General features: G+C 52.7%; 24 protein-coding genes and 2 pseudogenes. 15 read left to right on the forward strand and 11 right to left on the reverse strand.

Going from position 1 to position 22,825, the window contains the following annotated elements:
* The first annotated feature begins 3 nt into the window (after nucleotides 1-3).
* Nucleotides 4-1,104 carry a hypothetical protein gene (locus QYE77_RS04245; protein WP_315624121.1) on the forward strand — a complete coding sequence of 367 codons (1,101 nt, stop codon included), beginning with the start codon at nucleotides 4-6 and terminating at the stop codon, nucleotides 1,102-1,104.
* Here QYE77_RS04245 and QYE77_RS04250 read toward each other — a convergent pair.
* On the reverse strand, nucleotides 1,098-1,898 hold the full coding sequence (locus QYE77_RS04250; RefSeq protein WP_399389893.1) for a TlyA family RNA methyltransferase: 801 nt from the start codon (nucleotides 1,896-1,898) through the stop codon (nucleotides 1,098-1,100). The two genes, QYE77_RS04245 and QYE77_RS04250, sit on opposite strands and share 7 nt — an antisense overlap.
* 25 nt (nucleotides 1,899-1,923) lie before the next feature.
* Between QYE77_RS04250 and QYE77_RS04255 the strand changes: the two genes are divergently transcribed.
* From QYE77_RS04255 to greA, 5 genes are all read left to right on the forward strand, one after another.
* On the forward strand, nucleotides 1,924-2,814 hold the full coding sequence (locus QYE77_RS04255; RefSeq protein WP_315624123.1) for a decaprenyl-phosphate phosphoribosyltransferase: 891 nt from the start codon (nucleotides 1,924-1,926) through the stop codon (nucleotides 2,812-2,814).
* A gap of 6 nt (nucleotides 2,815-2,820) precedes the next feature.
* A complete protein-coding gene (mvk, locus tag QYE77_RS04260; RefSeq protein WP_315624124.1) occupies nucleotides 2,821-3,774 on the forward strand; it encodes a mevalonate kinase in 954 nt (317 codons plus the stop codon).
* A gap of 13 nt (nucleotides 3,775-3,787) precedes the next feature.
* Nucleotides 3,788-4,585, forward strand: a complete 798-nt coding sequence (locus QYE77_RS04265) for an isopentenyl phosphate kinase (protein ID WP_315624126.1) — start codon at nucleotides 3,788-3,790, stop codon at nucleotides 4,583-4,585.
* Nucleotides 4,586-4,595: 10 nt separating this feature from the next.
* Nucleotides 4,596-5,747 (forward strand): deoxyguanosinetriphosphate triphosphohydrolase, encoded by a 1,152-nt coding sequence (locus QYE77_RS04270; protein WP_315624127.1) that lies wholly within the window; start codon nucleotides 4,596-4,598, stop codon nucleotides 5,745-5,747.
* A 75-nt stretch (nucleotides 5,748-5,822) separates the two neighbouring features.
* Nucleotides 5,823-6,290: a transcription elongation factor GreA gene (gene greA, locus QYE77_RS04275; protein WP_315624128.1), complete on the forward strand. Its 468-nt coding sequence runs from the start codon at nucleotides 5,823-5,825 to the stop codon at nucleotides 6,288-6,290.
* A gap of 78 nt (nucleotides 6,291-6,368) precedes the next feature.
* Here greA and QYE77_RS04280 read toward each other — a convergent pair whose 3' ends face one another.
* The 10 genes and pseudogenes from QYE77_RS04280 to hisS all read right to left on the reverse strand — a co-directional run bounded on the left by QYE77_RS04280 (nucleotide 6,369) and on the right by hisS (nucleotide 16,071).
* Nucleotides 6,369-7,379, reverse strand: coding sequence for a hypothetical protein (locus tag QYE77_RS04280; RefSeq protein WP_315624129.1), 1,011 nt, complete (start codon nucleotides 7,377-7,379; stop codon nucleotides 6,369-6,371).
* Nucleotides 7,380-7,507: 128 nt separating this feature from the next.
* Nucleotides 7,508-9,676: a type I DNA topoisomerase gene (gene topA, locus QYE77_RS04285; RefSeq protein WP_462476623.1), complete on the reverse strand. Its 2,169-nt coding sequence runs from the start codon at nucleotides 9,674-9,676 to the stop codon at nucleotides 7,508-7,510.
* A gap of 24 nt (nucleotides 9,677-9,700) precedes the next feature.
* Nucleotides 9,701-9,817: pseudogene (locus QYE77_RS15430) on the reverse strand (DUF5679 domain-containing protein); the annotation flags it as partial.
* A 10-nt stretch (nucleotides 9,818-9,827) separates the two neighbouring features.
* The gene (locus QYE77_RS04290) at nucleotides 9,828-10,916 is read right to left on the reverse strand and encodes a mannose-1-phosphate guanylyltransferase (RefSeq protein WP_315624131.1); all 1,089 of its coding nucleotides are present in this window, start codon (nucleotides 10,914-10,916) and stop codon (nucleotides 9,828-9,830) included.
* Nucleotides 10,917-10,923: 7 nt separating this feature from the next.
* Nucleotides 10,924-12,033: a DNA-processing protein DprA gene (gene dprA, locus QYE77_RS04295; RefSeq protein WP_315624132.1), complete on the reverse strand. Its 1,110-nt coding sequence runs from the start codon at nucleotides 12,031-12,033 to the stop codon at nucleotides 10,924-10,926.
* A 5-nt stretch (nucleotides 12,034-12,038) separates the two neighbouring features.
* Nucleotides 12,039-12,608, reverse strand: a complete 570-nt coding sequence (gene rimM / locus QYE77_RS04300) for a ribosome maturation factor RimM (protein ID WP_315624133.1) — start codon at nucleotides 12,606-12,608, stop codon at nucleotides 12,039-12,041.
* Nucleotides 12,605-12,844, reverse strand: coding sequence for a KH domain-containing protein (locus tag QYE77_RS04305; protein WP_315624134.1), 240 nt, complete (start codon nucleotides 12,842-12,844; stop codon nucleotides 12,605-12,607). The genes rimM and QYE77_RS04305 overlap by 4 nt, the downstream gene beginning before the upstream one ends.
* A gap of 184 nt (nucleotides 12,845-13,028) precedes the next feature.
* Nucleotides 13,029-13,227 (reverse strand): annotated as a pseudogene (gene rpsP / locus QYE77_RS15335) (30S ribosomal protein S16); the annotation flags it as partial.
* Nucleotides 13,228-13,345: 118 nt separating this feature from the next.
* Nucleotides 13,346-14,668 (reverse strand): signal recognition particle protein, encoded by a 1,323-nt coding sequence (gene ffh, locus QYE77_RS04315; protein WP_315624137.1) that lies wholly within the window; start codon nucleotides 14,666-14,668, stop codon nucleotides 13,346-13,348.
* A 128-nt stretch (nucleotides 14,669-14,796) separates the two neighbouring features.
* Nucleotides 14,797-16,071: a histidine--tRNA ligase gene (gene hisS / locus QYE77_RS04320; protein ID WP_315624138.1), complete on the reverse strand. Its 1,275-nt coding sequence runs from the start codon at nucleotides 16,069-16,071 to the stop codon at nucleotides 14,797-14,799.
* A 204-nt stretch (nucleotides 16,072-16,275) separates the two neighbouring features.
* Between hisS and QYE77_RS04325 the strand changes: the two genes are divergently transcribed.
* The 9 genes from QYE77_RS04325 to nuoE all read left to right on the forward strand — a co-directional run bounded on the left by QYE77_RS04325 (nucleotide 16,276) and on the right by nuoE (nucleotide 22,811).
* Nucleotides 16,276-16,638 (forward strand): DRTGG domain-containing protein, encoded by a 363-nt coding sequence (locus QYE77_RS04325; protein ID WP_315624139.1) that lies wholly within the window; start codon nucleotides 16,276-16,278, stop codon nucleotides 16,636-16,638.
* Nucleotides 16,639-16,680: 42 nt separating this feature from the next.
* A complete protein-coding gene (locus QYE77_RS04330) occupies nucleotides 16,681-17,676 on the forward strand; it encodes a CBS domain-containing protein (protein WP_315624140.1) in 996 nt (331 codons plus the stop codon).
* 28 nt (nucleotides 17,677-17,704) lie between these two features.
* Nucleotides 17,705-18,061: a DRTGG domain-containing protein gene (locus tag QYE77_RS04335; RefSeq protein ID WP_315624141.1), complete on the forward strand. Its 357-nt coding sequence runs from the start codon at nucleotides 17,705-17,707 to the stop codon at nucleotides 18,059-18,061.
* Nucleotides 18,062-18,079: 18 nt separating this feature from the next.
* Nucleotides 18,080-18,850 (forward strand): PHP domain-containing protein, encoded by a 771-nt coding sequence (locus QYE77_RS04340; protein ID WP_315624142.1) that lies wholly within the window; start codon nucleotides 18,080-18,082, stop codon nucleotides 18,848-18,850.
* A 139-nt stretch (nucleotides 18,851-18,989) separates the two neighbouring features.
* Nucleotides 18,990-19,508 carry an NADH-quinone oxidoreductase subunit NuoE family protein gene (locus QYE77_RS04345; RefSeq protein WP_315624143.1) on the forward strand — a complete coding sequence of 173 codons (519 nt, stop codon included), beginning with the start codon at nucleotides 18,990-18,992 and terminating at the stop codon, nucleotides 19,506-19,508.
* 15 nt (nucleotides 19,509-19,523) lie between these two features.
* Nucleotides 19,524-20,099, forward strand: coding sequence for an ATP-binding protein (locus tag QYE77_RS04350; RefSeq protein WP_315624144.1), 576 nt, complete (start codon nucleotides 19,524-19,526; stop codon nucleotides 20,097-20,099).
* Between the two features lie 2 nt (nucleotides 20,100-20,101).
* Entirely contained in the window at nucleotides 20,102-20,470 is a 369-nt protein-coding gene (locus tag QYE77_RS04355) for a (2Fe-2S) ferredoxin domain-containing protein (protein WP_315624145.1), read from the forward strand.
* A 43-nt stretch (nucleotides 20,471-20,513) separates the two neighbouring features.
* A complete protein-coding gene (gene nuoF, locus QYE77_RS04360) occupies nucleotides 20,514-22,295 on the forward strand; it encodes an NADH-quinone oxidoreductase subunit NuoF (RefSeq protein ID WP_315624146.1) in 1,782 nt (593 codons plus the stop codon).
* Nucleotides 22,296-22,325: 30 nt separating this feature from the next.
* Nucleotides 22,326-22,811, forward strand: coding sequence for an NADH-quinone oxidoreductase subunit NuoE (gene nuoE / locus QYE77_RS04365; protein WP_315624147.1), 486 nt, complete (start codon nucleotides 22,326-22,328; stop codon nucleotides 22,809-22,811).
* Nucleotides 22,812-22,825: the final 14 nt, after the last annotated feature.

The raw sequence follows: 22,825 nt of genomic DNA on the forward strand, positions 1-22,825 counted from the left end.
GGGATGGGGGAAACTAAAATAAAGCGCTATGTTCTGGCATTGACCACCATAGTTTGGGGGTTGATCGCCTTTGCTCCACCCCCAAGCATTATCCTCGATCAGCCAGATCGTCTACCCCAAGAAATCATCTCCTTTGCTCAGCCTAATCCCACTTTAAGTTCTTCATCCTCGGCTGCTGCAACAACTCCTAACGAAGGAAGCACTCAGCCGGTCTATATCCTTTATAGTACAGCCCTGACATGTGGTGAAATTTGGGGCATTCATCAGCGTCCCCCCTACATCCCCCCAATTCTGGAGCCATCCGTATTTCTTAACGAACTCAATACAAACACCCCCTATTACTATCTGGTCGCAATGTTAATTCGCAATAAGGTCGTTGATGCGCAGGACTGTCCAGGAGGCGGGTTGCAAACCCCTTATGTGGCCAATACGTGCGGCGTAGAGCGAGCACGTGCTGCGCTCGCCGAATGGCAAAATATGTACGACGCTGAAATCATCCAGGCATCTAAGAACACTGGTGTACCCCCAAGGCTCTTAAAACAACTATTTGCCATTGAATCCCAGTTCTGGCCCGGCACTTATGGCAACGGTTACGAAATCGGTTTGGGGCAACTTAACCAGTCGGGAGCAGATACCCTCCTCCTTTACAATCCACCATTTTTTCAACGACTATGCAATGGCATCCTTCACCCAAACCGCTGTGAGGTGGGATATCCCAACTTGAGCAGCGAGGAACGGTTGATGCTACGCGGTTATCTGGTTCAGCGCGTGAACGCCACCTGCACCGATTGCCCCGCTGGCATTGACGTAACCCGCGCCAAGGAAAGTGTCGCCGTTTTCGCCGAAGTGCTGCGCGCTAACTGTGCCCAGACGGCCCAAATCATCTACAATGTTTACCGACGTTCACCGGGCCAAGTGAGCAATTATGTTGATCTCTGGAAATTAACTCTGGTAAATTATCACACCGGCCCCGGCTGCACGTCTAAAGCTGTTCAATACGTAAACCAAAGCGGTTTATTCCTCACATGGGAAAGCCTTAAATCCGGACTCATAAGTCCAGAATGCAAAAAAGGTTCCGATTACATCGAGCGTATCTTTCAGTGAGATAGACTGACCACGGCGTTGATCATTGAGAGCAGATGTGAAGTCTTACTTTCCCCAGAGCCGGGAGTGAGAAGAGTTAGGAACTCAACATTTCCCTTCGGGCCTAAAAGCGGGGAGCGGATCAACCCCTGAGGCGTTAGTCCTATCGCCACCGCAAATGCCAATACCTCTTCAAGTACACGGTGGTGAACTCGGGGATCACGGATAACCCCCTTGCCACGAGCAGATTCGCTCGGGCCAGCCTCAAATTGGGGCTTGATGAGGGCGATGATCTTCCCTTCTGGTTTTAGCCAACCCTTGACTGTAGGTAGCACCAGTTTTAGCGAAATAAACGAGACGTCAATCGTGACCAAATCCACTTGTTCGGGAAGATCTGTCAGATAACGTACATTTGTTCGTTCCAAAACAACCACACGTGGATCCTGGCGCAGTTTCCAATGTAATTGGCCATACCCCACATCAATCGCATAAACCCGAGCCGCGCCATGTGCCAGCAAGCAATCTGTAAACCCGCCTGTGGAGGCACCCACATCGGCGCAAACCCAACCTTCAAGATGGGTTAATTCGAACGCATCCAAAGCAGCCTCTAATTTTTCTCCCCCCCGCGAAACATAGCGCATTCCTTCAACAATTTCAATTTGTGCCGATTCCAGGACTAAAGTGCCGGGTTTCAGAACCGTTTCTCCCCCAACTCGAACTTGCCCCGCCATAATCAATCGCTGGGCTTTAGCCCGGCTCTCTGCCAAACCCCGTTCAACCATGAGGACGTCCAACCGTTCTTTCACGTGGGGTATTTTACCCGGTTTGGAGAGTTATGATATGATTATGCACATGATCAAGGCGTTATTCCAAACCATGCGCCCTCGCCAATGGACGAAAAACGCCTTTGTGCTGGCTGCTCTGGTTTTTGATCGCCAGTTAACAAATGTACCAGCCACCTTACGAACCCTACTGGGGTTCATGTTATTTTGCCTTGTTTCAGGAGTTGTTTATATTCTCAACGATATCGCAGATGCCGAAGCAGATCGTCACCACCCTCAGAAGCGTCTGCGTCCGATTGCCTCAGGAGCACTCCCTATCCCTGTTGCTCGTGCTGCCGCCATTGGCTTAATTGTCTTAACTATCCCCTTTGCCTTTTACCTTTCGATTGGATTTGGAGTTATTCTGAGTGGTTATTTTTTGCTCAACCTGGCTTATACGAGGTGGTTTAAGCACATCCCCATCCTGGATGTGCTGATCATCGCCGCTGGTTTTGTTTTACGGGTGGCTGGTGGTGTTTCTCTAATTCAAGTGGAGCGGTTCTCGCCTTGGCTCTATGTTGTAACCACCCTTTTAGCTCTCTACATCGGCTTTGGTAAGCGCCGTGCCGAACTTACCGAACTGGCTGACCAGGCCAATACACATCGCCGCGTCCTAGATGGTTACACTCTCCCATTTCTGGATCAGTCAATCACCATTGTATCCAGCAGCACCATTATTGCTTACAGTCTATACACCTTCTCAGCACCTAACCTGCCCTCCAATCACCTTATGATGCTTACAATTCCATTTGTTCTTTATGGAATTCTGCGTTATCTTTACTTGGTTCAGGTTGAAGGTTCAGGGGGGGCGCCAGAGGATCTACTGCTAACCGACCGCCCCCTCCAAATTACGATACTGCTTTGGGGAATTGCAGTGTTGGTCATTTTTTACGCCTTTCCGGTTAAGTGAGAGACTATGCCTGCCATTTCATCCACTGCTCCGGCAAAAGTTATCCTTTTTGGAGAACATACGGTTGTTTATGGCTATCCGGCCATCGCAGCCCCGGTTACCGGATTAGAAGCGCGCGTGACAATCACCGCCCAACCTGGGCGCTCTACATTGCCCGTCATCGAAGCCCCCCAGATTGGTTTGAAAACCACCCTAGACCATCTTCCATCAGAGCATCCCATCGCGCTTGCCTTTAACCTGGTCGCAGAGGCCTTGAAACTCGATCACTGGCCAGCCCTGCACCTTCGTCTCACCTCATCCATCCCGGTGGCATCAGGTATGGGCTCAAGCGCCGCGACGGCTGTAGCCCTGATCCGCGCTCTCTCAGCATTTGTAGGACACCCTCTACCTGACCCCCAGGTCTGCGAATTAGCCTTTCGCCTTGAACAACACCATCACGGCACACCCTCAGGCATTGACAATACCGTTATTACCTACGCCCGCCCCATCTTCTTTATCCGTGACCAACCCATTGAGTTTCTCACATTCTCCATGCCTCTTTATTTGATCATTGGCGATACGGGAATGAAAGGATTAACCCGCGAAGCCGTGGCCGGCGTTCGTCAGCGGAGGGAACAAAACCCCACCTGGTATGATGATCGCTTTAGGGCAATTGGCGAACTCACACGGCGAGCCAAACGAGCCCTAATCGAGGGGCAGATAGACGAGGTCGGCAGATGGATGGTTGAAAACCACCGCTTACTGATCGAGATTGGCGTTTCGTCGCCCGAATTAGACCGTCTCGTTCAAGCGGCACTATCGGCAGGAGCTCTCGGCGCCAAACTCTCAGGGGGTGGCCAAGGGGGGATCATGATCGCGTTAGTGCACCCTGAGAACAGTTCACAAGTCGAACAAGCACTGCGTCGGGCTGGCGCTGCCAATGTTTTTTCCGTGGTTATCCGCACCACCCAAGCAATTTAATGGATAGCACCTTATGGATACACTTTACTTCGTCAAACTGGGTGGTTCGCTGATTACCGAAAAACACCGCGCCTCTACTCCCCGTCTGGATGTTATTCGGCGCCTGGCGTCCGAAATTGCCCAAGCACGGGCAGATAACCCCGCCCTACGCCTTGTCCTGGGACATGGATCAGGCTCGTTTGGACACTTCGCCGCTAAAAAGCATAACACTCATCTTGGAGTAGCCACCCCCGAACAATGGCGGGGTTTTTCGGAAGTCTGGTGGCAAGCCCGGGCACTCAATACTTTAGTAGTTGAGGCACTATTACAAGCCGGTCTCCCTGTGATCGCCTTTCCACCTTCCTCAACTATTCTGTGCCAAAACAGGCGTGTCGTGCGATGGGAAATTGAGCCACTTCAACGCGCCATTGGCGCCGGCCTTATCCCTGTCATTTATGGAGATGTGGTTTTTGATACCAAACTTGGGGGAACCATTCTCTCCACCGAACGCCTGTTTATCGAACTCATTCCTCACTTGAAGCCCTCGCGCCTTCTTCTCTGCGGGCAAGAAGAAGGCGTGTGGGCAGATTTTCCTCTGCGCCAGCAATTGATTTCGCATCTCACCCCGGATAATTTGGCCGAAGTTTTACCAGCCTTAGCCGGCTCTGAAGCCCCCGACGTGACCGGCGGCATGCTTGCTAAAGTGCACTTGATGCTCCAGGTCGTCCGACAATATCCTGACCTGGAAGCGGTTATTTTCTCTGGTGAGCAACCGAACAGCCTGGAACAAGCGCTTCATGGTTACCCGATAGGAACACGTATTACTCGATAAGGAGGCCGTCATGCTCTTAACCCGTGAGATGTTAGAAGAGATTGAGGACCGTAATCTCGCCCCTTATGGGTTTCGCAGTAAGTATTCCCGCGGGCGCTTTTACGCCGAAGACGAGCCAGAGTATCGCACGATATTTCAGCGCGATCGCGATCGCATTCTTCATACTACTGCCTTTCGGCGCCTCGAGTACAAAACGCAGGTTTTCATCACCTACGAAGGTGATTACTATCGTACTCGTCTCACCCATACCCTCGAAGTAGCGCAAATAGCACGCACTATCGCACGAGCGCTCGGTGCTAACGAGGACCTCACCGAAGCCATTTGCCTTGCGCACGATCTTGGGCATCCCCCTTTCGGCCACTCAGGAGAGACTGCTCTGGCTCGCTTGATGAAAGATCATGGCGGTTTTGATCACAATCGTCAGTCGTTCCGTATTGTCACCGAATTAGAACGGCGTTATCCCGATTTTCCTGGGCTCAACCTGTCTTGGGAAGTTCTTGAAGGGATCGTCAAGCACGAGACAGAATATGACAAAGCCGAAGCCCGGAATTTCAATCCTGAACTGCGCGGGCACTTAGAAGCCCAAATTGCAAATGCTGCCGATGAACTGGCTTACACTGCCCATGATTTAGACGACGGATTACGCTCAGGTTTGATCACCCCAAATATGCTTGACGGTCTTGAATTATGGGAGTTACTGAAACACAGCATCGGTTGGGATGGCAAACGATTGGATGAAATGACGCGACACCGTCTAATTCGCCGTTTAATCGGCCTAGAGGTTTCGGATTTAGTACACGCCACTCACCAACGGCTGGTTGAGAGTGGCGTGCAATCCGTAGACGAACTCCAACGTTTGTCTTATAATGTAGTGAGTTTCAGTGCGGATTTCATTCGTCGCAACCGTCAGTTAAAGGATTTCTTGTTCATTAATTTGTATCGCCATTACCGTGTTGTCCGTATGGCCGTAAAGGCAGAGCGATTAATCAGTGACCTTTTTAATGCCTACTGTTCTGAGCCCACCATTCTGCCCGGTCATATCCAGCAGTTGATCGAACAACGCGGGTTGGAAAGGACAGTATGTGATTATATTGCAGGCATGACCGACCGCTTTGCGATAGAGGAGTATCAAAAACTTTTCGCCCCTCTCACCCTTCCATAAGGAAGAGCGGTTACAAAAGCGGTCAACCCGAAAAAGTTATTGGGCAATGAATTTTTAGCGGAGAGGTGTTTAGCCATGTCCGAGGTGCATTATTTGACGGCTGAAGGTTATCAACGGATGCAACAAGAATTAGAATATCTGAAGACAACTGTCCGTCAGCAATTAGCGCAACGATTACGCGCCGCAATCCAGCAAGGTGACCTTTCAGAAAATGCTGACTACATTGCGGCCAAAGAGGAACAGGGTTTCGTTGAAGGACGTATCCAGGAATTGGAACAGGTCTTACGCAATGCCGTCATCATTGACCACGCTGAGAAAAAAGCAAATGAAGTAAGCATTGGACATGTGGTGACCGTCCAAGAGGGTAATTTTCCCCCTGAAACCTACCACCTCGTTGGCCCTAAAGAAGCCGACCCACTCAACGGGCGCATTTCCCATGAGTCGCCTATCGGCAAAGCATTGCTGGGTAAAAAGGTGGGTGACGAAGTGACTGCAGAAACTCCAGGGGGGACAATTCGTCTAAAGATCCTTAAGATTGAATAAGCCTGAATAATGGATAAAAAAGAGCCCCCACATTCAAGGGGGCTCTTTCTATCCGCGATCCAAAAAGCGGTGGGAAAATCAGGCTTGTTTCTGCCACACCGAAAGTTCAATCGTAATACGCTCGAAGTAACTATCTGGCGGTAATGCTCCACCGCCTAATACCAGATCCGCCACATGGGCTTCCATAATCAGGGTGTTGGCTTCCAACGTAATCCGCTGGCCAGGTTCAACCTGAATCAATTCACCCTTGGATTCAAGACGTTGACGAATGGCCGGATCGTTATAAGCATGTGGGGTCATCAAGACCTTAGTGACCGTTTGATAGTCATTCTTGTCAAACAACCACACTTCCAATGCCGTGACCCGCTTGGGCTCGCCTACACCAATGGTATCAGAGATACCTACACCACATTCCCCAAGGAACTCTCCCGCCGGAGAATCAATACTGAATGAGTCGTCATACAGGTCATCCCCAAGCACATAGGTGGTCATGAATTGGGAGATCGGCGGTTGCTGCCCTTGAGCAGCGAAATCCGTAGGCTCAGTCTGGCGGCTGTACTCGCGGGCCTGACTCACCACCGAGGGTGTTGTCGGGCCACCCTGTTGACGGCGGAAGACCAGCAAATACACCAGAACCCCACCCACAGCCAGGGTCACCAGACACAATATAATAACCATCCCCATCCCCGACGTACGCGGGGCGGCAGTGGGTTTTTCCGTACCCGGGGTAACCGCTGGCAACGGCAATACCGGTCCTTGGAGTGCAGCGCGGAATTGACTGATATCACTTTCGCTCAGGTTGCACTGACCAGGTTTCAATGCGGCCAGCAACGCCTCACCCTCTTCCCCTAAAAGTTCAAAGCGCGCCCTCGCATTGACCTGATTCTGGTTCTTGACATACGAATCAATGACCATACATAAATAATCCGTCTTCAAATCAGGACGCAAATGGCGCGGTTCGGCGTTAATCCACCGCACTGGCCAAAGCCACCATCCCAGAATCGGTAGTCCGATGATTAAGCCCAGGACAAAGCCACTCACGGCGGCAACAATGGGGTTTTTCAAACGCTCACGCAGCATCTCCATCATGATCTTCTCTCCTACTAGCGGGCTAATTCAGTCCGGTGGCCGGCTTGCCATTATTGTAGATCAAGCCCTAGAATAATGCAACCGCCGCCGAACCTGATTTTGGGATTTGTAGCTTTTCGATGCAAGATTCATGCCGATTCAGCCGCTTTTTCCCCAAGTTTTTCCAGTAAAAAAGTCTCGTTACAACGGATACATTGCGCTTCGCGTCTGTTGGCCTCAACCAGTAACCCTCCACAAGCCGGACACGGTGTAGATAAGGGACGTTTCCATGACGTGAACTGACATTGTGGGTAATTCGAGCACCCATAGAACACCCGTCCCCGCCGGGTCTTGCGGATCACCAGTTCGCCTCCATCCTCCGGGCAAAGCACGCCTAACTTCTCCAACCAGGGTTCAGTATAACGGCAAGTAGGGAAGTTACTACAACTAATGAATTTTCCAAAACGCCCATAACGAACGACCAGCGGATGGCCGCATTGGGGGCAGTCCCGCCCCACCGGTTCCAGGTCCATCTTACTCACCGGAATATCCGCTTGGGCTTTTTTAACCTGGGGGGCAAATGAATCATAGAAGGCTCGAATGACATCCGTCCATGCTCGTTGCCCTGAGGCAATTTCATCCAAATCTTCTTCCATTCTTGCTGTGAAGCCGATATCCACAATATCCGGGAAATGTTGTACTAACAAATCATTGACCAGCCGTCCCGTTTCGGTGGGGATTAGACGCTTATTTTCACGTACCACGTAGCCTCGTTCCTGGATAGTTGAAAGAATAGGCGCATAGGTCGAGGGACGGCCAATGCCATATTCTTCCAAAGCCTGAACCAGCGATGCTTCGGTATAACGCGGCGGGGGTTGGGTGAAGTGCTGCTCGGGCAACACACGCACTAAGCGTTGGGGTTGACCTTCTTGAATCCCTGCCGGAATACGTACATTCTCATCGTCTTCGCCTTCCTTCTGATCTTCGTCACGGGCTTCTTCATACAGCACCAGGAACCCGGGAAAACGCACGCTAGAACCCGAGGCACGGAAAAGGAAGAGATGATTTTCGTTTTTTCCTTCAACTTCTACTGCTAGGGTATCCAGAATCGCCGATTCCATCTGAGAGGCCACAAACCGCTGCCAAATCAACTGGTAGAGTTTAAATTGTTCCGGCGTCAAATGGGGTTTGACTTTTTCGGGCGTACGAAAGACCGAGGTAGGACGAATTGCCTCGTGGGCTTCCTGCGCCGCTACTGCTCGCGTGCGATAGTGAGGGGGTGATGGGGGAAGAAATGCATCGCCGAAGACCTGGCGGATATAATCGCGCGCCTCGCGCTGTGCCAGTTCCGAGACATTGGTTGAATCAGTGCGCATATAGGTGATTAAACCGGTCGAACCGCCCTCGCCGACGTCCAAACCCTCATAGAGTTGTTGGGCGATCATCATCGTTCGACGGGGTGTAAATCCTAAGCGCCGTGAAGCCTCTTGTTGTAAGGTGCTGGTGATAAAGGGCGCCGATGGGCGGCGACGGCGTTCACCGCGCTTAATCCTTGCGATGGTGTAACCTGCCTGCTCCAATTGTGCTACAACTTTCTGGGTCTCGGCCTCATTGGGAAGGTTGACCTCTTGATCGTCTATGCGCATTAGGCGAGCTACAAAAGATTGGTGTAACCCCTCAGGCAAAAATTCGGCCTGAATTGTCCAATATTCTTGGGGGACGAACGACTCAATCTCGCGCTCGCGTTCCACCACCAAACGCAATGCCACTGATTGCACCCGCCCTGCCGAGAGACGGCTGCGCACTTTCTCCCAAAGCAACGGACTTAGGCTGTATCCAACTAACCGGTCTAGCACGCGTCGTCCCTGCTGGGCATTGACAAGATTCATATCAATCCCGCGGGGATGAGCGAAAGCCTCCTGAATCGCCGGTTGGGTGATCTCATGAAACACGACCCGTTTGGCAATCTTTGGATCAATCTCAGCCGCTTCAAGCAAGTGCCAGGCAATGGCCTCGCCCTCCCGATCGGGATCGGTCGCCAGGTAAACTTCTTCTGCCTCTTTGGCCAAGGCTTTGATCTCTTTGACCACCGCCCGTTTTTCATTGGGCACGCGGTATTTGGGCTTGAAATTGTTCTCAATGTCCACCGACAGTTCGGAACGCAAAAGATCCCGTACGTGCCCTACCGAAGCCTTTACGGTATAACCTTTGCCTAAAAAACGCCCCACCGTTTTGGCTTTGGCCGGCGATTCTACGATCACCAGTTTGCCGTTCCGACGCGGTGCAGGCACGGGGGCTGGATCAAGGCCAGCATGCATCTCCGTAGCCCCCATGCGGGTCATCTTCGTTCCACAAACCGGGCAAACGCCCGTCGTCACCGGTCGCCCGGCTTTGTTAAATCCAGGTTGAGGGTCTTTCATTTCGCGTTTTGTTTTGCAGCGAACACAATAGGCTTCCAAGGTTCACTCCTCACAGGTAATGAGTTTTCCCATTTTGGGAGAGAATTTTAACAATTTCGCGCACTTTTTGGGCTTGGGAACGCTTACAGATCAATAACACATCGGAAGTATCCACGATAACTAAATCTTCTATCCCAATAGTCGCAATCAATCGTTTGGTTTGATCTGAGAGTAGCAATGAATTCCGGGTTTCCAAGATCAGAGTCTCGTCGGCTAAAACCAGGTTGCCGACCGCATCTGCAGATAGCACATCAAATAGGGAATCCCAACTACCCACGTCGTTCCACCCCAGTTCCTCCGCCGGCAAGACCGCTACGCGATCCGCCCGTTCCATAATGCCGTAGTCAATTGTTTCAGGCTTAATTTGCGGCCATAAGTGCTCAAGAAGAGCCTGCCCATCCGCTTCCCCCCATCTCTCTCCAATTTGACGCAACAACACCGCCAACTCTGGCATGAAGCGCTCAAATTCCTCTAAAATGCGATCCACCCGCCAGATAAACATGCCCGAATTCCAGTCAAAGCCACCCATTTCCAACATAGCCTGGGCGGTAGCCGCATCGGGCTTCTCTTTGAATCGCACCACCCGGTAGTAAGGTAAACCATCCTGTTCGCCCAGCGGTTCACCACGCTGGATATATCCATAGCCCGTAGCCGGATAAGTGGGAAGCACCCCCAGGGTTACCAGGTAACCTTCCTGGGCAACTTTATACGCCGCCCGCAACAAGCGCTGAAAATGGGGAATGTTCTGGATGACATGGTCTGCCGTCAACACCGCCATAACGCTGTGGGGATTCCGCCGGGCCAGCACCGTGGCTGCCAATCCTACCACCGAAGCGGTTCCCCGCGGCAGTGGTTCCAATAAAAAATTCTCGGGCAACAGATAGGCTACTTGTTCCTGCAACTGAGGCGCCTGATCCCGCGCCGTTACGACCAGGATGCGCTCTGGGGGAAATAATCCTTCCAAGCGCTCCACGGCTTGTTGGAACAACGTGCGGTCACTTCCCAAGTGCAACATCTGCTTCGGTCGAGCCTGGCGAGAGAGTGGCCACAACCGTGTGCCACCACCCCCCGCCATAATGACAGCATAATAATCCTGCATACGTGTCTTATCCTCCCGCATAGAACCCACTATCTTCGCGCAAGACAGTGAAATTCGTGCCGCCCAAATTGCGCACCAGACCTTTCAGTTCCATCATCGCCAAATTAGCAACAACTTTCTCGGCTCCCAAGCCGGAGAGAAAGCAAATCTCATCCACCGATAAGACCTGATCTCCTATTATGCTGAGCAGGGTGGCTTCTAACTCATTACCAGGCAACAAAGACCGCACCATCTGTTGATGCTGCACTTGGGCAATATCCAATGCGTCTAAAACTTCCTCTACCTGCAATAGGGGACGGGCACCGTTTGCAATCAGGCGATTCGTCCCTTTAGAGGACGGGGAGTTAATATTTCCGGGCACCGCAAAGACCTCACGCCCTTGCTCCGCCGCAAAGGTCGCTGTAATCAATGCGCCGCTCTTTTCTCCCGCCTCGACCACCACCGTTGCCATGGCTAAGCCGGATATAATACGGTTGCGTGGGGGGAAATTATTTGCTTCCGGTGGCGTGCCGGGCGGATAATCGCTGATCAACGCCCCCTGCTGGAGAATGCGCTCCGCCAAACGCCGATGCTCTGCCGGGTAAATAACGTCCACACCACTGCCCAGAACAGCCAGGGTACGCCCCCCAGCGTTGAGGGTTGCTTCATGGGCTAGAGCATCCACTCCCCTTGCCAGACCACTGACCACCGTTACTCCATGGTGGGCTAAAGTTACGGCCAGTTGCTCAGTCACCTTACGCCCATAAGCACTCACCTGGCGTGTCCCGACCACAGCCACCGCCACCTGATCAGCGGATGAAAGCCTCCCTCGCACATACAATACTGGTGGCGGTTGATCAATGTTTTTTAACAAGAACGGATAATCGTCATCTTCCCAGGTCATCACCTGGATGCTTTTTTGGGTAAGTGTTTCCGCCACTTTTTCGAGGCTTAAAGTTTTGCGAGTTTGAACAAAAACTTCAACCAGGCGCGGGGGTAAACCCGCGGCCCGCAAAGCATCGGGGGAGGCTTTCCAGGCGCGTTCCAGATCGCCAAAATAGTCCAAAAGCGCCCGCATCCGAACCGCCCCAATGCCCTTAACATGATTAAATGCGACCCAATAAATTCGCGCGTCCATCGGGCCTATAGCCATTCAGGAGGATTGACAATGAGGCGATGAGTTTTTAGATCTACCTCTAAAATAACCCCCTCGATCACTGGCAGAAGAACCTCACGCCCCTGCTCGTCACGCACCACATAAACATCATTAGCACCGGTTTCCAAAATTTCACTCAACACGCCTAAGGAATGCCCTGCTTGATCGAATACCGTTAAACCCAATAACTGATGATGGTAATACTCCCCTTCAGGCAAGGGGGGCAATTCGTCTGCCCGTACATAGAGGTACTGATTGCGAAAGGCAGCGACTTGATCGCGATCTTCAAACCCTTCAAACGCAATCAACATCGCCTGCAACGCTGGGCGTACCGAACGGATTTGCACCGGCAGGTGCTCTTCTCCTAAATAAAGCCGTTTGCCAGGCACCAGGCGCTCCGGAAAATCGGTCAGCAGGTCCATTACCATCTCACCGCGCACCCCGTGCGGACGACGGATGTAACCCACCGCCAAGAACACAGGCTCGCCTAAAGGGAGCGAGCCTGTGTTGTCCCTTTGCAACTGGCGCTTACGAAGATGGGAAGGATTCTTTCTCACCGCGGGTCTACGACATCCAAAGTGGCCTGTTTTCCTTCCCGAGCGGCGGCGACGCGCAAGAGAATTCGCATCGCATTGGCTACACGTCCATTTTTACCGATGACCCGGCCCATATCTTGCTTAGAAACATGCAGTTCAACCCGTACCCGGTTAGCCCCAAGTCGTTCTTGCTTGACCTCCACCTGGGCAGGGTCATCTACAAGCGCACGGGCGATGTATTCCACCAGGTCTCTCACGTTAATCCCCTCTCCGTATCCATTTAGGCGCGTGATGTAATAACGGGTTTCGTCTTCGGGCTCACTTTACGGCTGGCATAGTAAGCCTCAGCCTCGGCCAGCAAGGCTTCCAATGACTCACCGGCCTTATAACGTGCATAGCGATCCAGCAAGCCCACACTGCGGAAAATTTTTTCCACCGCTTCGCTTAATTGAGCACCCTTGCTCATCCAGTCAAAAACTCGATCTTCATTTACCTGGATGGTAAAGGGCTCGGTGCGCGGGTTATAAAAGCCCAAAATCTCCAAAAAGCGTCCATCACGCGGCATTTCTTTATCCGCCGCCACAATGCGATAACTGGGTTGACCACGAGCACCAACTCGACGCAAACGAATTCTGACCATGTGAGAAATCTCTCCTCTTTGTTTTTGATCTTAGAATTTTTATTTATCTTATTCTATCATCAGAGGTCACCGAAAAGTGAGGGGCGCGGAAGGAAGCGCGAGTCTTTTCGGCTCTCCTCTATCCCAACAGGCGCGAGAGACCCCTCCCGCCTGTCTTTTGCAGCGTTTTGAACAGTCGTTGTGCATCTCGGAATTGCTTAAGCACCCGGTTAACATCCTGAACATCCGTACCAGAACCACGGGCAATACGACGCCGCCGGCTGGCATTGAGGATTTCCGGGTGCAAACGCTCTTCTTTCGTCATTGAGTTAATAATGGCTTCAGTAATCTTTAGGTTGCGTTCGGCTTCTTCAGGAGATATGGCGCGCGCCATCTGTCCCATACCGCCAGGCAACATCTCCAGCAGTTGGTGCAATGGACCCATTTTGCGAATCTGGCGCAATTGCTGGGCAAAGTCCTCCAGGGTAAATTGACCCGAAAGCATGCGCTCAGCTTGCTTTTGGGCTTCTTGTTCATTATAAGCGGCTTCGGCTCGCTCAATCAGTCCAATGACGTCACCCATGCCCAAAATGCGCGAAGCCAATCGGCGCGGGTCGTAGGCTTCTAGGGCATCAAGGGCTTCACCGGTACCCAGATACTTGATAGGCACCCCCGTTACCGCACGGATAGAAATCGCCGCCCCACCGCGGGCATCACCGTCCATCTTGGTAAGCATCAAGCCGGACAACGGAATAGCCTGCTGGAAACCGGTAGCGATATTGAGGGCTTCTTGCCCAATCATGGCGTCTACCACCAGCAAGGTTTCATTAGGGGTAACCTTCTGAGTGATAGCGCGCAACTCATCCATCAGGGCTTCATCCAACTGTGAACGCCCGGCGGTATCAACGATGAGGACTGTGATCCCGCCTTTTTGAGCCTGTTCAAACGCCCGTGCCACCAGTTGCGGAGGTTTGACGCCGGATTCATAATAAACCGGAACCCCAACACGCTCACCCAACGTCTGCAATTGCTTGATCGCCGCCGGACGGTAAGGGTCGGCTGCTACCAACATGACCCGTTCGCCCTGGGAGCGCAATTGCGCTGCCAGTTTAGCCGCGGCGGTGGTCTTACCGGAGCCCTGCAACCCCACCAGCATGATCACCCGCGGTTTAGGGCCACTGAGATTCAGGCGGGCCGGTTCCCCCAAGGTTGCAATGAGTTCTTCATGGACGATTTTGATTACTTGTTGCGCCGGATTTAAGGCTCGTGAGACCTCATGCCCAACCGCCCGTTCGCGTACTCGGGCAACAAAATCCTTCACTACACTGTAATGAACATCGGCTTCTAAGAGCGCTAGGCGCACCTCACGCATGACGGCATCCACATCCGCCGGAGTGAGTTTGCCACGGCGGCGCAATTCCTTAAAGATGCCTTCCAATTTTTGCGTTAGCGCCTCAAACATGAAACCACATCCTGTACAACTTCGCTTCTTAACGCAACAAACCATCACCCCTGTCCGGGGCGTTAGCGAGGATGATTTTATATGGGTTAGAGCGATTGGTCAAGGGAAAACCCAACCCACGCATCTCTCTATCCCACCGAAGCCTGGGCTTTCACCATGGCTACGACCTCGTTCAACGAAAGTAAGGTCTGAGTTCCGGTTTGCAGGTCCTTTAGCGCCACCTTGTTCTGTGCCAACTCATCAGGACCCGCAATAACCACATGGCGAATGCCAGCACGGTGGGCATACCGCATTTGTTTGTCAAGTTTGACCGCCTCGGTATAGCCGATCACGCGCAACCCGGCCTCACGTAAAACCTGACTGATCTCCAAGGACTTAAGCAGGTGTTCGTTGTCGAACACCGTTACCAAAACGTCTGCCGGGGCCGGATTCCAGGGTGGGAGCAAACCATATTTTTCGAGAATCAGCGTGATCATGACATCCCCCATAGCAAAACCAACCCCCGGCAACGGTTCGCCTCCCACATCCGCAACCAGGTTGTCATAGTGGCCGCCCCCCAAAATGGCGCGGCCTTCTTTATCCATGTCACGCCCTTCGAACACTGTGCCGGTGTAATATTCCAAACCGCGAATGATTTGAGCATCAAAATGGACATATTCTGCCGCGCCATAAGCCACCAGCGCCGCAAACACCCTCTGTAACGAGGAAGACTCACGCCACAATTCCCTATCATCCAGAACTCGCTTGAGATCATTTAATTGAGTTGCTCGTATGCCCACGGAAAGGGCATATTCCTCCCAAGCCCCGGCGGTCATCTTGTCACGCCGATCAATTAATCGAAACACCTCACGGTGGCGCTCGGGCTCAATCCCTAGACCGTTTAACAGGTTTTCCATTAAATGGCGATCATTGACGAAGATTCCCACCTGATTGGGGGTCAATCCTACCCGGCGGAAGAACGCCACACAAAGCGCAATTAATTCCGCATCACTTTCGGGAGAGTTTGCCCCGATCAAATCGGCGTTCCACTGGAAAAATTCCCGGGTTCGCCCTTTCTGCGGTCGCTCGTAGCGCCAGAAGGGTCCAAACGACCACCATCGCAAGGGATAAACCAATTGTTTCTGGCGCTGTGCCACCATCCGGGCCAGTGTGGGCGTTAACTCCGGGCGCAAGGTAATCAGTTCACCCCCACGATCCGGAAACACAAAAGCCTGTTCCTTGACCAGTTCCTCGCCTGATTTTGCGGCATAGAGCTCCAGCCGCTCCAGGAAAGGCCCATCATATTCTTGATAACCGAACGAAGTCGAAACTTCTCCAATAACCCGATACAGCCAAGCGCGTATCGCCATCGCCTCGGGATAGAAATCTCGGGTACCTTTGACCGCTGAAACTACTGTTCCCATGACGTTACCCTTCTCGCACAAATTCGTATGTTTCGAATTTTAGCATACTCTGCGCTTTTCCCCTCCCTTCCCATGGTGATAACCTGACAAGAATCCCTTTTTACCAGCTCGATGATACAATGTTATTGATTGCAACCTGTGCGTTTGAAATCATTGCGCCTGTTTGTGAAAATAATCCCAAAATGAAACAAAGAGGCACGAGCCATGGAACTCAAGCAAGTGATTGAAATCCTGAACGGAAACGTATTAACACCCTCAGCCAATCTAGGCCGTCAGGTCAAAGGCGGGGTCGGGGCCGACTTGATGAGCGACGTTCTTTCTTCAACCCAGCCCGAAGCCGTTCTACTCACCGGGCTGTGTAACCCCCAGGTCGTTCGAACGGCAGTTATGGCAGACATCACCGCCATCGTTCTTGTGCGCGGCAAACATCCTCCCGCGGAGACCTTACAATTAGCCGAGAGCGAAGGGGTGCCCATCATTTCGACCCGTTATGGCATGTTTGAGGCTTGTGGCCGTCTCTTCCAAGCCGGATTACCCTGCCTGGAACGTCCGGTCAACGGTGAATAGGATGGATACCCTCATTTTGTTAATGGTGATTGAGTTGACAGCATGAACGAGAGTTTACTTTCGGCCTCCCGCGTGATCACCGACAAAGTCGCAGAGAACATCAGCCGCGTCGAGGAACTGGCTTATGAAATCCGGGTGCGCGAGGTAATGACCAGTCAGGTCATCACCATGCAACCCGACGATACGATGCAAACCGTTCTTGAAACGTTTCGTCAGGCACGCATTTCAGGGGCACCCGTGCTGGAGGATGGCAATCTAATCGGCTTGGTCAGCATCGAAGACCTCATCCGCTGTCTTCTCAAACAGGATTTGGCCGCGCCAGTTCGACAATACATGACACTCAACCCCGTAGTGGTTAAAGGGGACGACTCGGTCATCGAAGCCCTGAAAGTGTTTGTCAGCAAAAAATTTGGGCGTCTGCCGGTCGTAGATAACACTGGTCATCTGATCGGCATTCTTACCAAAGGCGATATCACTCGCGGTTTATTGCGCGCCCTGGAGCGCGATTATCAATCGGAAGAGGTCCGCCGTTACCGTGCCAGTCACCTGTTCGAGGATATCGAATCCGAACGCACCAGCCTGATCTTACGCTACAACATCAAACAGGGCGATTTCGAGCATGGTGGGGAGGCCTCCGCCAAGATCAAACGCGCACTTCTCCGTTTAGGCGCTTCACCTCAAATCGCTCGCCGCTGCGGGATCGCCGTTTATGAAGCCGAGATGAACCTCATCATCCACACCACTGAGGGAGGGGTCATCCGCGCCGAGATTGAACCACACCAGATTTCAATTGATGTCTATGACTACGGTCCCGGAATTCGCGATGTGGAACTGGCCATGCAGCCCGGTTATTCAACTGCGAGCGAAAAGGTGCGGGAGATGGGCTTCGGCGCCGGCATGGGACTGGTCAACATCAAGCGGTGCGTGGACTGGATGAAACTCGAATCGGAATGGGGCAAGGGAACGCGCTTAAGGATGAAAATCTACCTGCCACCACCGCATACTCATAAGAAGGAAGAGAATCCCTCTGGCCAATGATTTCCTAAAATTAAGTTAGGAGGTTTGAATGCATCTAAAACAAATCGTGGATGCGCTCCATCTTAAGATCTTGACCCAACCAATCGGCCTAGATGAAATCGAGCCCACCGGAGGCTATGCCTCAGATTTGCTCTCCTGTGTGATGAGCAGCGCACAGCGTGGCAATGTGTGGGTAACCCTTCAATCGCACTTGAACATTGTTGCGGTGGCGGCTCTGTTGGATTTGGCGGCCATCATCATTACCGAAGGTGCCCAACCCGATCCGGCTACTCTGGAAAAGGCTGAACAAGAGGGTGTCGTCCTCCTCTCAACCCCTCTCCCCACCTACACAGTAGTCGGAAAACTGTGGGAATTGGGGATTCGTAACCCAGAAACCACCCCCTGAGAATTGGAGCTGGGTGCGTTGGCCACGTTTCGCGCTGACCTGCATGTGCATACAGTACTCTCGCCGTGTGCCGAGATAGAAATGATCCCTCCTCTCATTGTCGCCGAGGCGTTAGAGCGTGGTATTACGCTAATTGCTATTACTGACCATAACGGAACTGCCAACATCGGCGCCGTGCAAGAAGCCGCCGCAGGCAGCGGGTTGACGGTCCTACCTGGCATGGAGTTACAAACCCGTGAGGATATTCACGTCCTATGCCTCTTTGATACGCTCGAACAGGCCCAAGCCTGGCAAGCCATGGTGGATCAGGCCCTGCCCCCTCTGAAGAACCAACCTGAATATTTTGGCGATCAACTGATCGTAGATAAAGAAGGCGATTTTATCGCCCGTGAGGAACGCTTGCTCTTGGTGGCCACCTCCTTTTCATTCGAGGAAGCCTGGCGAAGAGTCACAGAATTGGGCGGTCTCTTTATCCCCGCCCATGTGGATCGTAAAACCTTCGGGCTTATTGAGACCCTGGGATTCGTTCCCACTACGCTGCCCATCGAAGCCCTCGAAATTTCACGTCACCTTAAACCCCACCAAATCCCTTCGCGCTTGCCTCAAATCAGCGGCTTTCCCCTCATTCAAAGTGGTGATGTACACCGCCTGGAAGAGTTTCTGGGGAGCACGTTTTTTGAGATCGAATCCCCGACCATCGTCGAAATCCGTATGGCGCTGCGGGGAGAAAAAGGGCGTTCCTGTCGCATTCTTTCCACCACCACCGTTCCCGGCGGGATGGATTGTTAATTTTTTCACATTATTACACCTTTCATGATAAGATAATGACATTTGGTAATTCTGATCAGGGGGGAAACTCGGTAAACTCATCACAGTAGAGGAAAATATTTAAGGTTTTTTATATCCGATTTGTCTATTGGAGTTTCCCATGAGCCTGGCAGTTGCAGAGAAAACCAAAATTCCACCCAACGATCCACTGGCCGACCCGGAAAAGAAACGTTTGATTGATGAGATCCTTGAAAAGAACAAGGATCTTCCGGGAGCATTGATGGTGATATTAAATGAATTACAATCCCGCATCGGCTACATCTCGAACCCCATGCAGCAGTATGTAGCCGACGCCTTGCATATTCCGGTCAGCAAGGTGCATGGCGTAGTAACGTTCTACTCCTTTTTCACCACCACCCCACGCGGTCGGCACACTATTAAATTCTGCATGGGTACAGCCTGCTATGTCGGCGGTACGCCCCAATTGATCGAAAAAGCGAAATCCCTCCTGGGGATTGAGCCGGGCCAAACCACACCGGACGGCAATATCACGCTTGAGTTGTGCCGCTGTGTGGGTGCCTGCAGTCAAGCCCCGGTAGTCGTGGTGGATGAGCAAATCATGGGACGAGTGCGCCCGAACAAATTCCCGCAAATTCTGCGCCCGTTGCAATCGCAGTAATTTCTGTCAACTACTATGAAAGAACTTGCGCTACACCTCCTGGATATTGCTGAAAACAGCCTGGCGGCCGGGGCATCCCATATCACCATCAAGGTGATTGAGGACACCCAGAACGACCGCCTGACCATGGAGGTGTGTGATGATGGCAAAGGTATGGATGCCGAAATGGTCGCCCGCGTCGTAGACCCCTTTGTAACCTCGCGCACAACCCGCAAGGTAGGCTTGGGAATCCCCCTGCTTAAAGCCGCCGCCGAGGCTTGCAATGGTTATCTGACCATTGAGTCTGAGGTAGGAAAAGGCACTTGTGTGCGCGTGGTTTTTCAACGCAGTCACATTGACCGCATGCCCTTAGGAGACCTGGCCGGCACCTTCCTCACCCTTCTGGTGGGCAATCCTCACGTGAATTGGACGTTTATTTACCAAGTGGACGAACGTGTATATACATTCGAGAGTCCACCCGTGCTTGAAGTATTGCAAGGGATACCTTTGACCGAACCGGCGGTTTTATCCTACCTCCATCATGAATTAGAAGAAGGTATCCGCCAAGTTCAGAAACCCGTAACTCTGGAAAAAGCCTCTCAAGGAGTTTAACCATGCCTACCATCAAAAGTTTGGACGATCTGAAACGCATTCGAGAAGAAGCCCTGGCCAAGCGGAAGGCCAAAACCACCTCTGGACAGGTCCAGATCACGGTGGCGATGGGAACATGCGGTATCGCGGCCGGTGCCCGCGACACCATGAAAGCCATTCTCGAAACCATCGCGGAGAAAAATCTGGAAGGGATCATCGTGACCCAAACGGGCTGTATCGGCTTGTGCGAACGCGAGCCCATCGTGCAGGTTACGGTTGGGGATCAACCCAAGGTCACTTATGGAAAAGTGACTCCCGAGGTGGCACGCCGCATCCTGGAAGAACACGTGCTAAAGGGACAAGTCGTACAAGAGCACGTCGTTCCGCTCTAAACCCAAAGTATCCAGACACCTTAGCGAAGGTATAGGTTGCGATATGAAATACTACCGGTCACACGTTTTAGTCTGTGTAGATCCTGATTGCTTAAGTCGAGGAGCTCATGATATAGAAGACGCCCTCCAAGATGAACTGGTCGCCCAAGGGTTGATTGATGAGGTACAGGTACTGGAGACCTCACGCATTGGAGCCTGTAGTGAGGGACCCGAATTGATGGTTTACCCTGAAGGCGTCCATTATGTCGGCCTCTCGGTAGATGACATTCCTTACTTGGTGGAAGAACACTTCCTTAAGGGGCGGGTCGTTCAAAAATTCCTCTACACCAAGCCCAAATTTGTGGATGAGGAACTGAGTGCCCCTACCCCTAAGGAGGTGCGGGTTGTCCTGCGCAACTGCGGCAAGATTGACCCCCAGAACATTGAGGACTACATCGCCGAAGATGGCTACCAGGCGCTGGCGAAAGTGCTCACAGAAATGACCCCTGAGCAGGTTATTGAGGAGATCAAACGCTCGGGGTTGCGAGGCCGCGGCGGTGCCGGTTTTCCCACCGGGCGCAAGTGGGAACTCACCCGCGCCGCAAAGGGCGAACCCAAGTACATTATCTGCAACGCCGACGAGGGTGATCCCGGGGCTTTTATGAATCGCCGCGTGCTCGAGGGCGATCCGCATTCGGTTATCGAGGGTATGATCATTGCCGCGTATGCCATCGGTGCCTCGCAAGGTTACATCTACTGCCGCGCCGAATATCCGTTGGCCGTCTCAACCCTCAATATTGCCATCCAGCAAGCGCGCAATTTCGGCCTGCTGGGCAAAAACATCCTCGGCACCGATTTCTCATTTGACCTGGAGGTGCGTCAAGGTGCCGGTGCCTTCGTCTGCGGTGAGGAAACCGCATTGATCGCCTCGATCGAAGGGCGGCGGGGTGAACCGCGTCCGCGCCCGCCTTTCCCGGCTCAAAGCGGTCTCTGGGGCAAACCCACCAACATCAACAATGTTGAAACGTATGCAAACGTGCCTCAAATTATTCTCAAAGGTGCCGATTGGTTTGCCAGCATGGGCACCGAAAAGAGCAAGGGCACCAAGACCTTTGCCCTTGCCGGTGATCTCAACCACACGGGTTTGATCGAGGTGCCCTTCGGCATTACCCTGCGCGAGATCGTTTATGACGTGGGGGGCGGGATTCGCGATGGCAAGGCCTTCAAGGCCATCCAAACCGGCGGCCCAATGGGAGGATGTCTGCCCGCCAGTTATCTGGACCTGCCGGTGGACTACGAATCTCTAACTGCCGCTGGATCCATCATGGGTTCAGGGGGCATGATCGTCATGGATGAAGATACCTGTATGGTGGATATCGCCCGCTTCTTCATGGAATTCACCCAGGATGAGTCCTGCGGTAAATGCACCCCCTGCCGCATCGGTACCCGACGCATTCTGGAGATTCTCACCCGTATCTGCGAAGGCAAAGGACAAGACGGCGATATCGAGACTCTGGAATACCTATGCGAACAGATTCGCACCAATAGCCTCTGTGGCCTGGGTCAAGGCGCGCCTAACCCGGTAGCGAGCACCCTTAAGCACTTCCGCGAAGAATACGAAGCCCATATTTATGAGAAACGCTGTCCGGCCAAAGTCTGCCGTGCCCTGATCCGCTATGAGATTCTTCCTGAAGCCTGCACCGGATGCACCGTATGCGCCCGCAATTGTCCGGTGGGTGCGATTAGCGGGGAGCGCCGCCAGACCCACGTGATTGACCCGGATATCTGCATCCGCTGTGGCATCTGCATGCAGGTTTGTAACTTCAACGCTGTTGTCATTCAGTAACTGTTTTCACCAGCCGGTTGGAGGAGAGGCATGAGACCCCAAAACGACAATGGTAAACGAGAGAAAATTCTAGCTGCGGTAGAAGCCGCCCTGGAACGCTATGGCGCGCGGCGGGAGGAATTGATCCCCATCTTGAGCGATATTAACCGCACCCTGGGTTATCTACCGCCGGAGGCGCTGAATGAGGTGTCCAAGCGCCTCAAAGAGCCGCATAGCCAGGTGATGTCGGTCGCCAGTTTTTATCAAATGCTCTCCACCAAACCGCGCGGCAAACACGTCGTGCAGTTCTGCGAAAGCGCTCCCTGCCACGTTGTGGGAGGGCGTGAGGTATGGGAAGCGCTGCAAGAACACCTGCACCTTGAGGCGGGCGAAACCAGTCCGGATGGACAGTGGACGTTGATTACCGTTTCCTGCCTGGGATTGTGCAGTGTAGGGCCGGTAATTGTGGTGGATGAAGACGTTTATGGCAACGTAACGCCCGAACGGGTGCCCGAGATTTTAGCCCGATATCGCTAAGCCGCAAAGGAGGA

Source organism: Thermanaerothrix solaris (assembly GCF_032334255.1).
In the GTDB taxonomy this organism is placed as follows: Bacteria; Chloroflexota; Anaerolineae; order Anaerolineales; family Anaerolineaceae; genus Thermanaerothrix; species Thermanaerothrix solaris.

Coding starts and splice junctions, on each gene's coding strand:
- QYE77_RS04245 (WP_315624121.1), top strand. CDS start 4: ATGGGGGAAACTAAAATAAAGCGCTATGTTCTGGCATTGACCACCATA.
- QYE77_RS04255 (WP_315624123.1), top strand. CDS start 1,924: ATGATTATGCACATGATCAAGGCGTTATTCCAAACCATGCGCCCTCGC.
- mvk (WP_315624124.1), top strand. CDS start 2,821: ATGCCTGCCATTTCATCCACTGCTCCGGCAAAAGTTATCCTTTTTGGA.
- QYE77_RS04265 (WP_315624126.1), top strand. CDS start 3,788: ATGGATACACTTTACTTCGTCAAACTGGGTGGTTCGCTGATTACCGAA.
- QYE77_RS04270 (WP_315624127.1), top strand. CDS start 4,596: ATGCTCTTAACCCGTGAGATGTTAGAAGAGATTGAGGACCGTAATCTC.
- greA (WP_315624128.1), top strand. CDS start 5,823: ATGTCCGAGGTGCATTATTTGACGGCTGAAGGTTATCAACGGATGCAA.
- QYE77_RS04280 (WP_315624129.1), bottom strand. CDS start 7,379: ATGATGGAGATGCTGCGTGAGCGTTTGAAAAACCCCATTGTTGCCGCC.
- topA (WP_462476623.1), bottom strand. CDS start 9,676: ATGCATGCTGGCCTTGATCCAGCCCCCGTGCCTGCACCGCGTCGGAAC.
- QYE77_RS04290 (WP_315624131.1), bottom strand. CDS start 10,916: ATGCAGGATTATTATGCTGTCATTATGGCGGGGGGTGGTGGCACACGG.
- dprA (WP_315624132.1), bottom strand. CDS start 12,033: ATGGACGCGCGAATTTATTGGGTCGCATTTAATCATGTTAAGGGCATT.
- ffh (WP_315624137.1), bottom strand. CDS start 14,668: ATGTTTGAGGCGCTAACGCAAAAATTGGAAGGCATCTTTAAGGAATTG.
- hisS (WP_315624138.1), bottom strand. CDS start 16,071: ATGGGAACAGTAGTTTCAGCGGTCAAAGGTACCCGAGATTTCTATCCC.
- QYE77_RS04325 (WP_315624139.1), top strand. CDS start 16,276: ATGGAACTCAAGCAAGTGATTGAAATCCTGAACGGAAACGTATTAACA.
- QYE77_RS04330 (WP_315624140.1), top strand. CDS start 16,681: ATGAACGAGAGTTTACTTTCGGCCTCCCGCGTGATCACCGACAAAGTC.
- QYE77_RS04335 (WP_315624141.1), top strand. CDS start 17,705: ATGCATCTAAAACAAATCGTGGATGCGCTCCATCTTAAGATCTTGACC.
- QYE77_RS04345 (WP_315624143.1), top strand. CDS start 18,990: ATGAGCCTGGCAGTTGCAGAGAAAACCAAAATTCCACCCAACGATCCA.
- QYE77_RS04350 (WP_315624144.1), top strand. CDS start 19,524: ATGAAAGAACTTGCGCTACACCTCCTGGATATTGCTGAAAACAGCCTG.
- QYE77_RS04355 (WP_315624145.1), top strand. CDS start 20,102: ATGCCTACCATCAAAAGTTTGGACGATCTGAAACGCATTCGAGAAGAA.
- nuoF (WP_315624146.1), top strand. CDS start 20,514: ATGAAATACTACCGGTCACACGTTTTAGTCTGTGTAGATCCTGATTGC.
- nuoE (WP_315624147.1), top strand. CDS start 22,326: ATGAGACCCCAAAACGACAATGGTAAACGAGAGAAAATTCTAGCTGCG.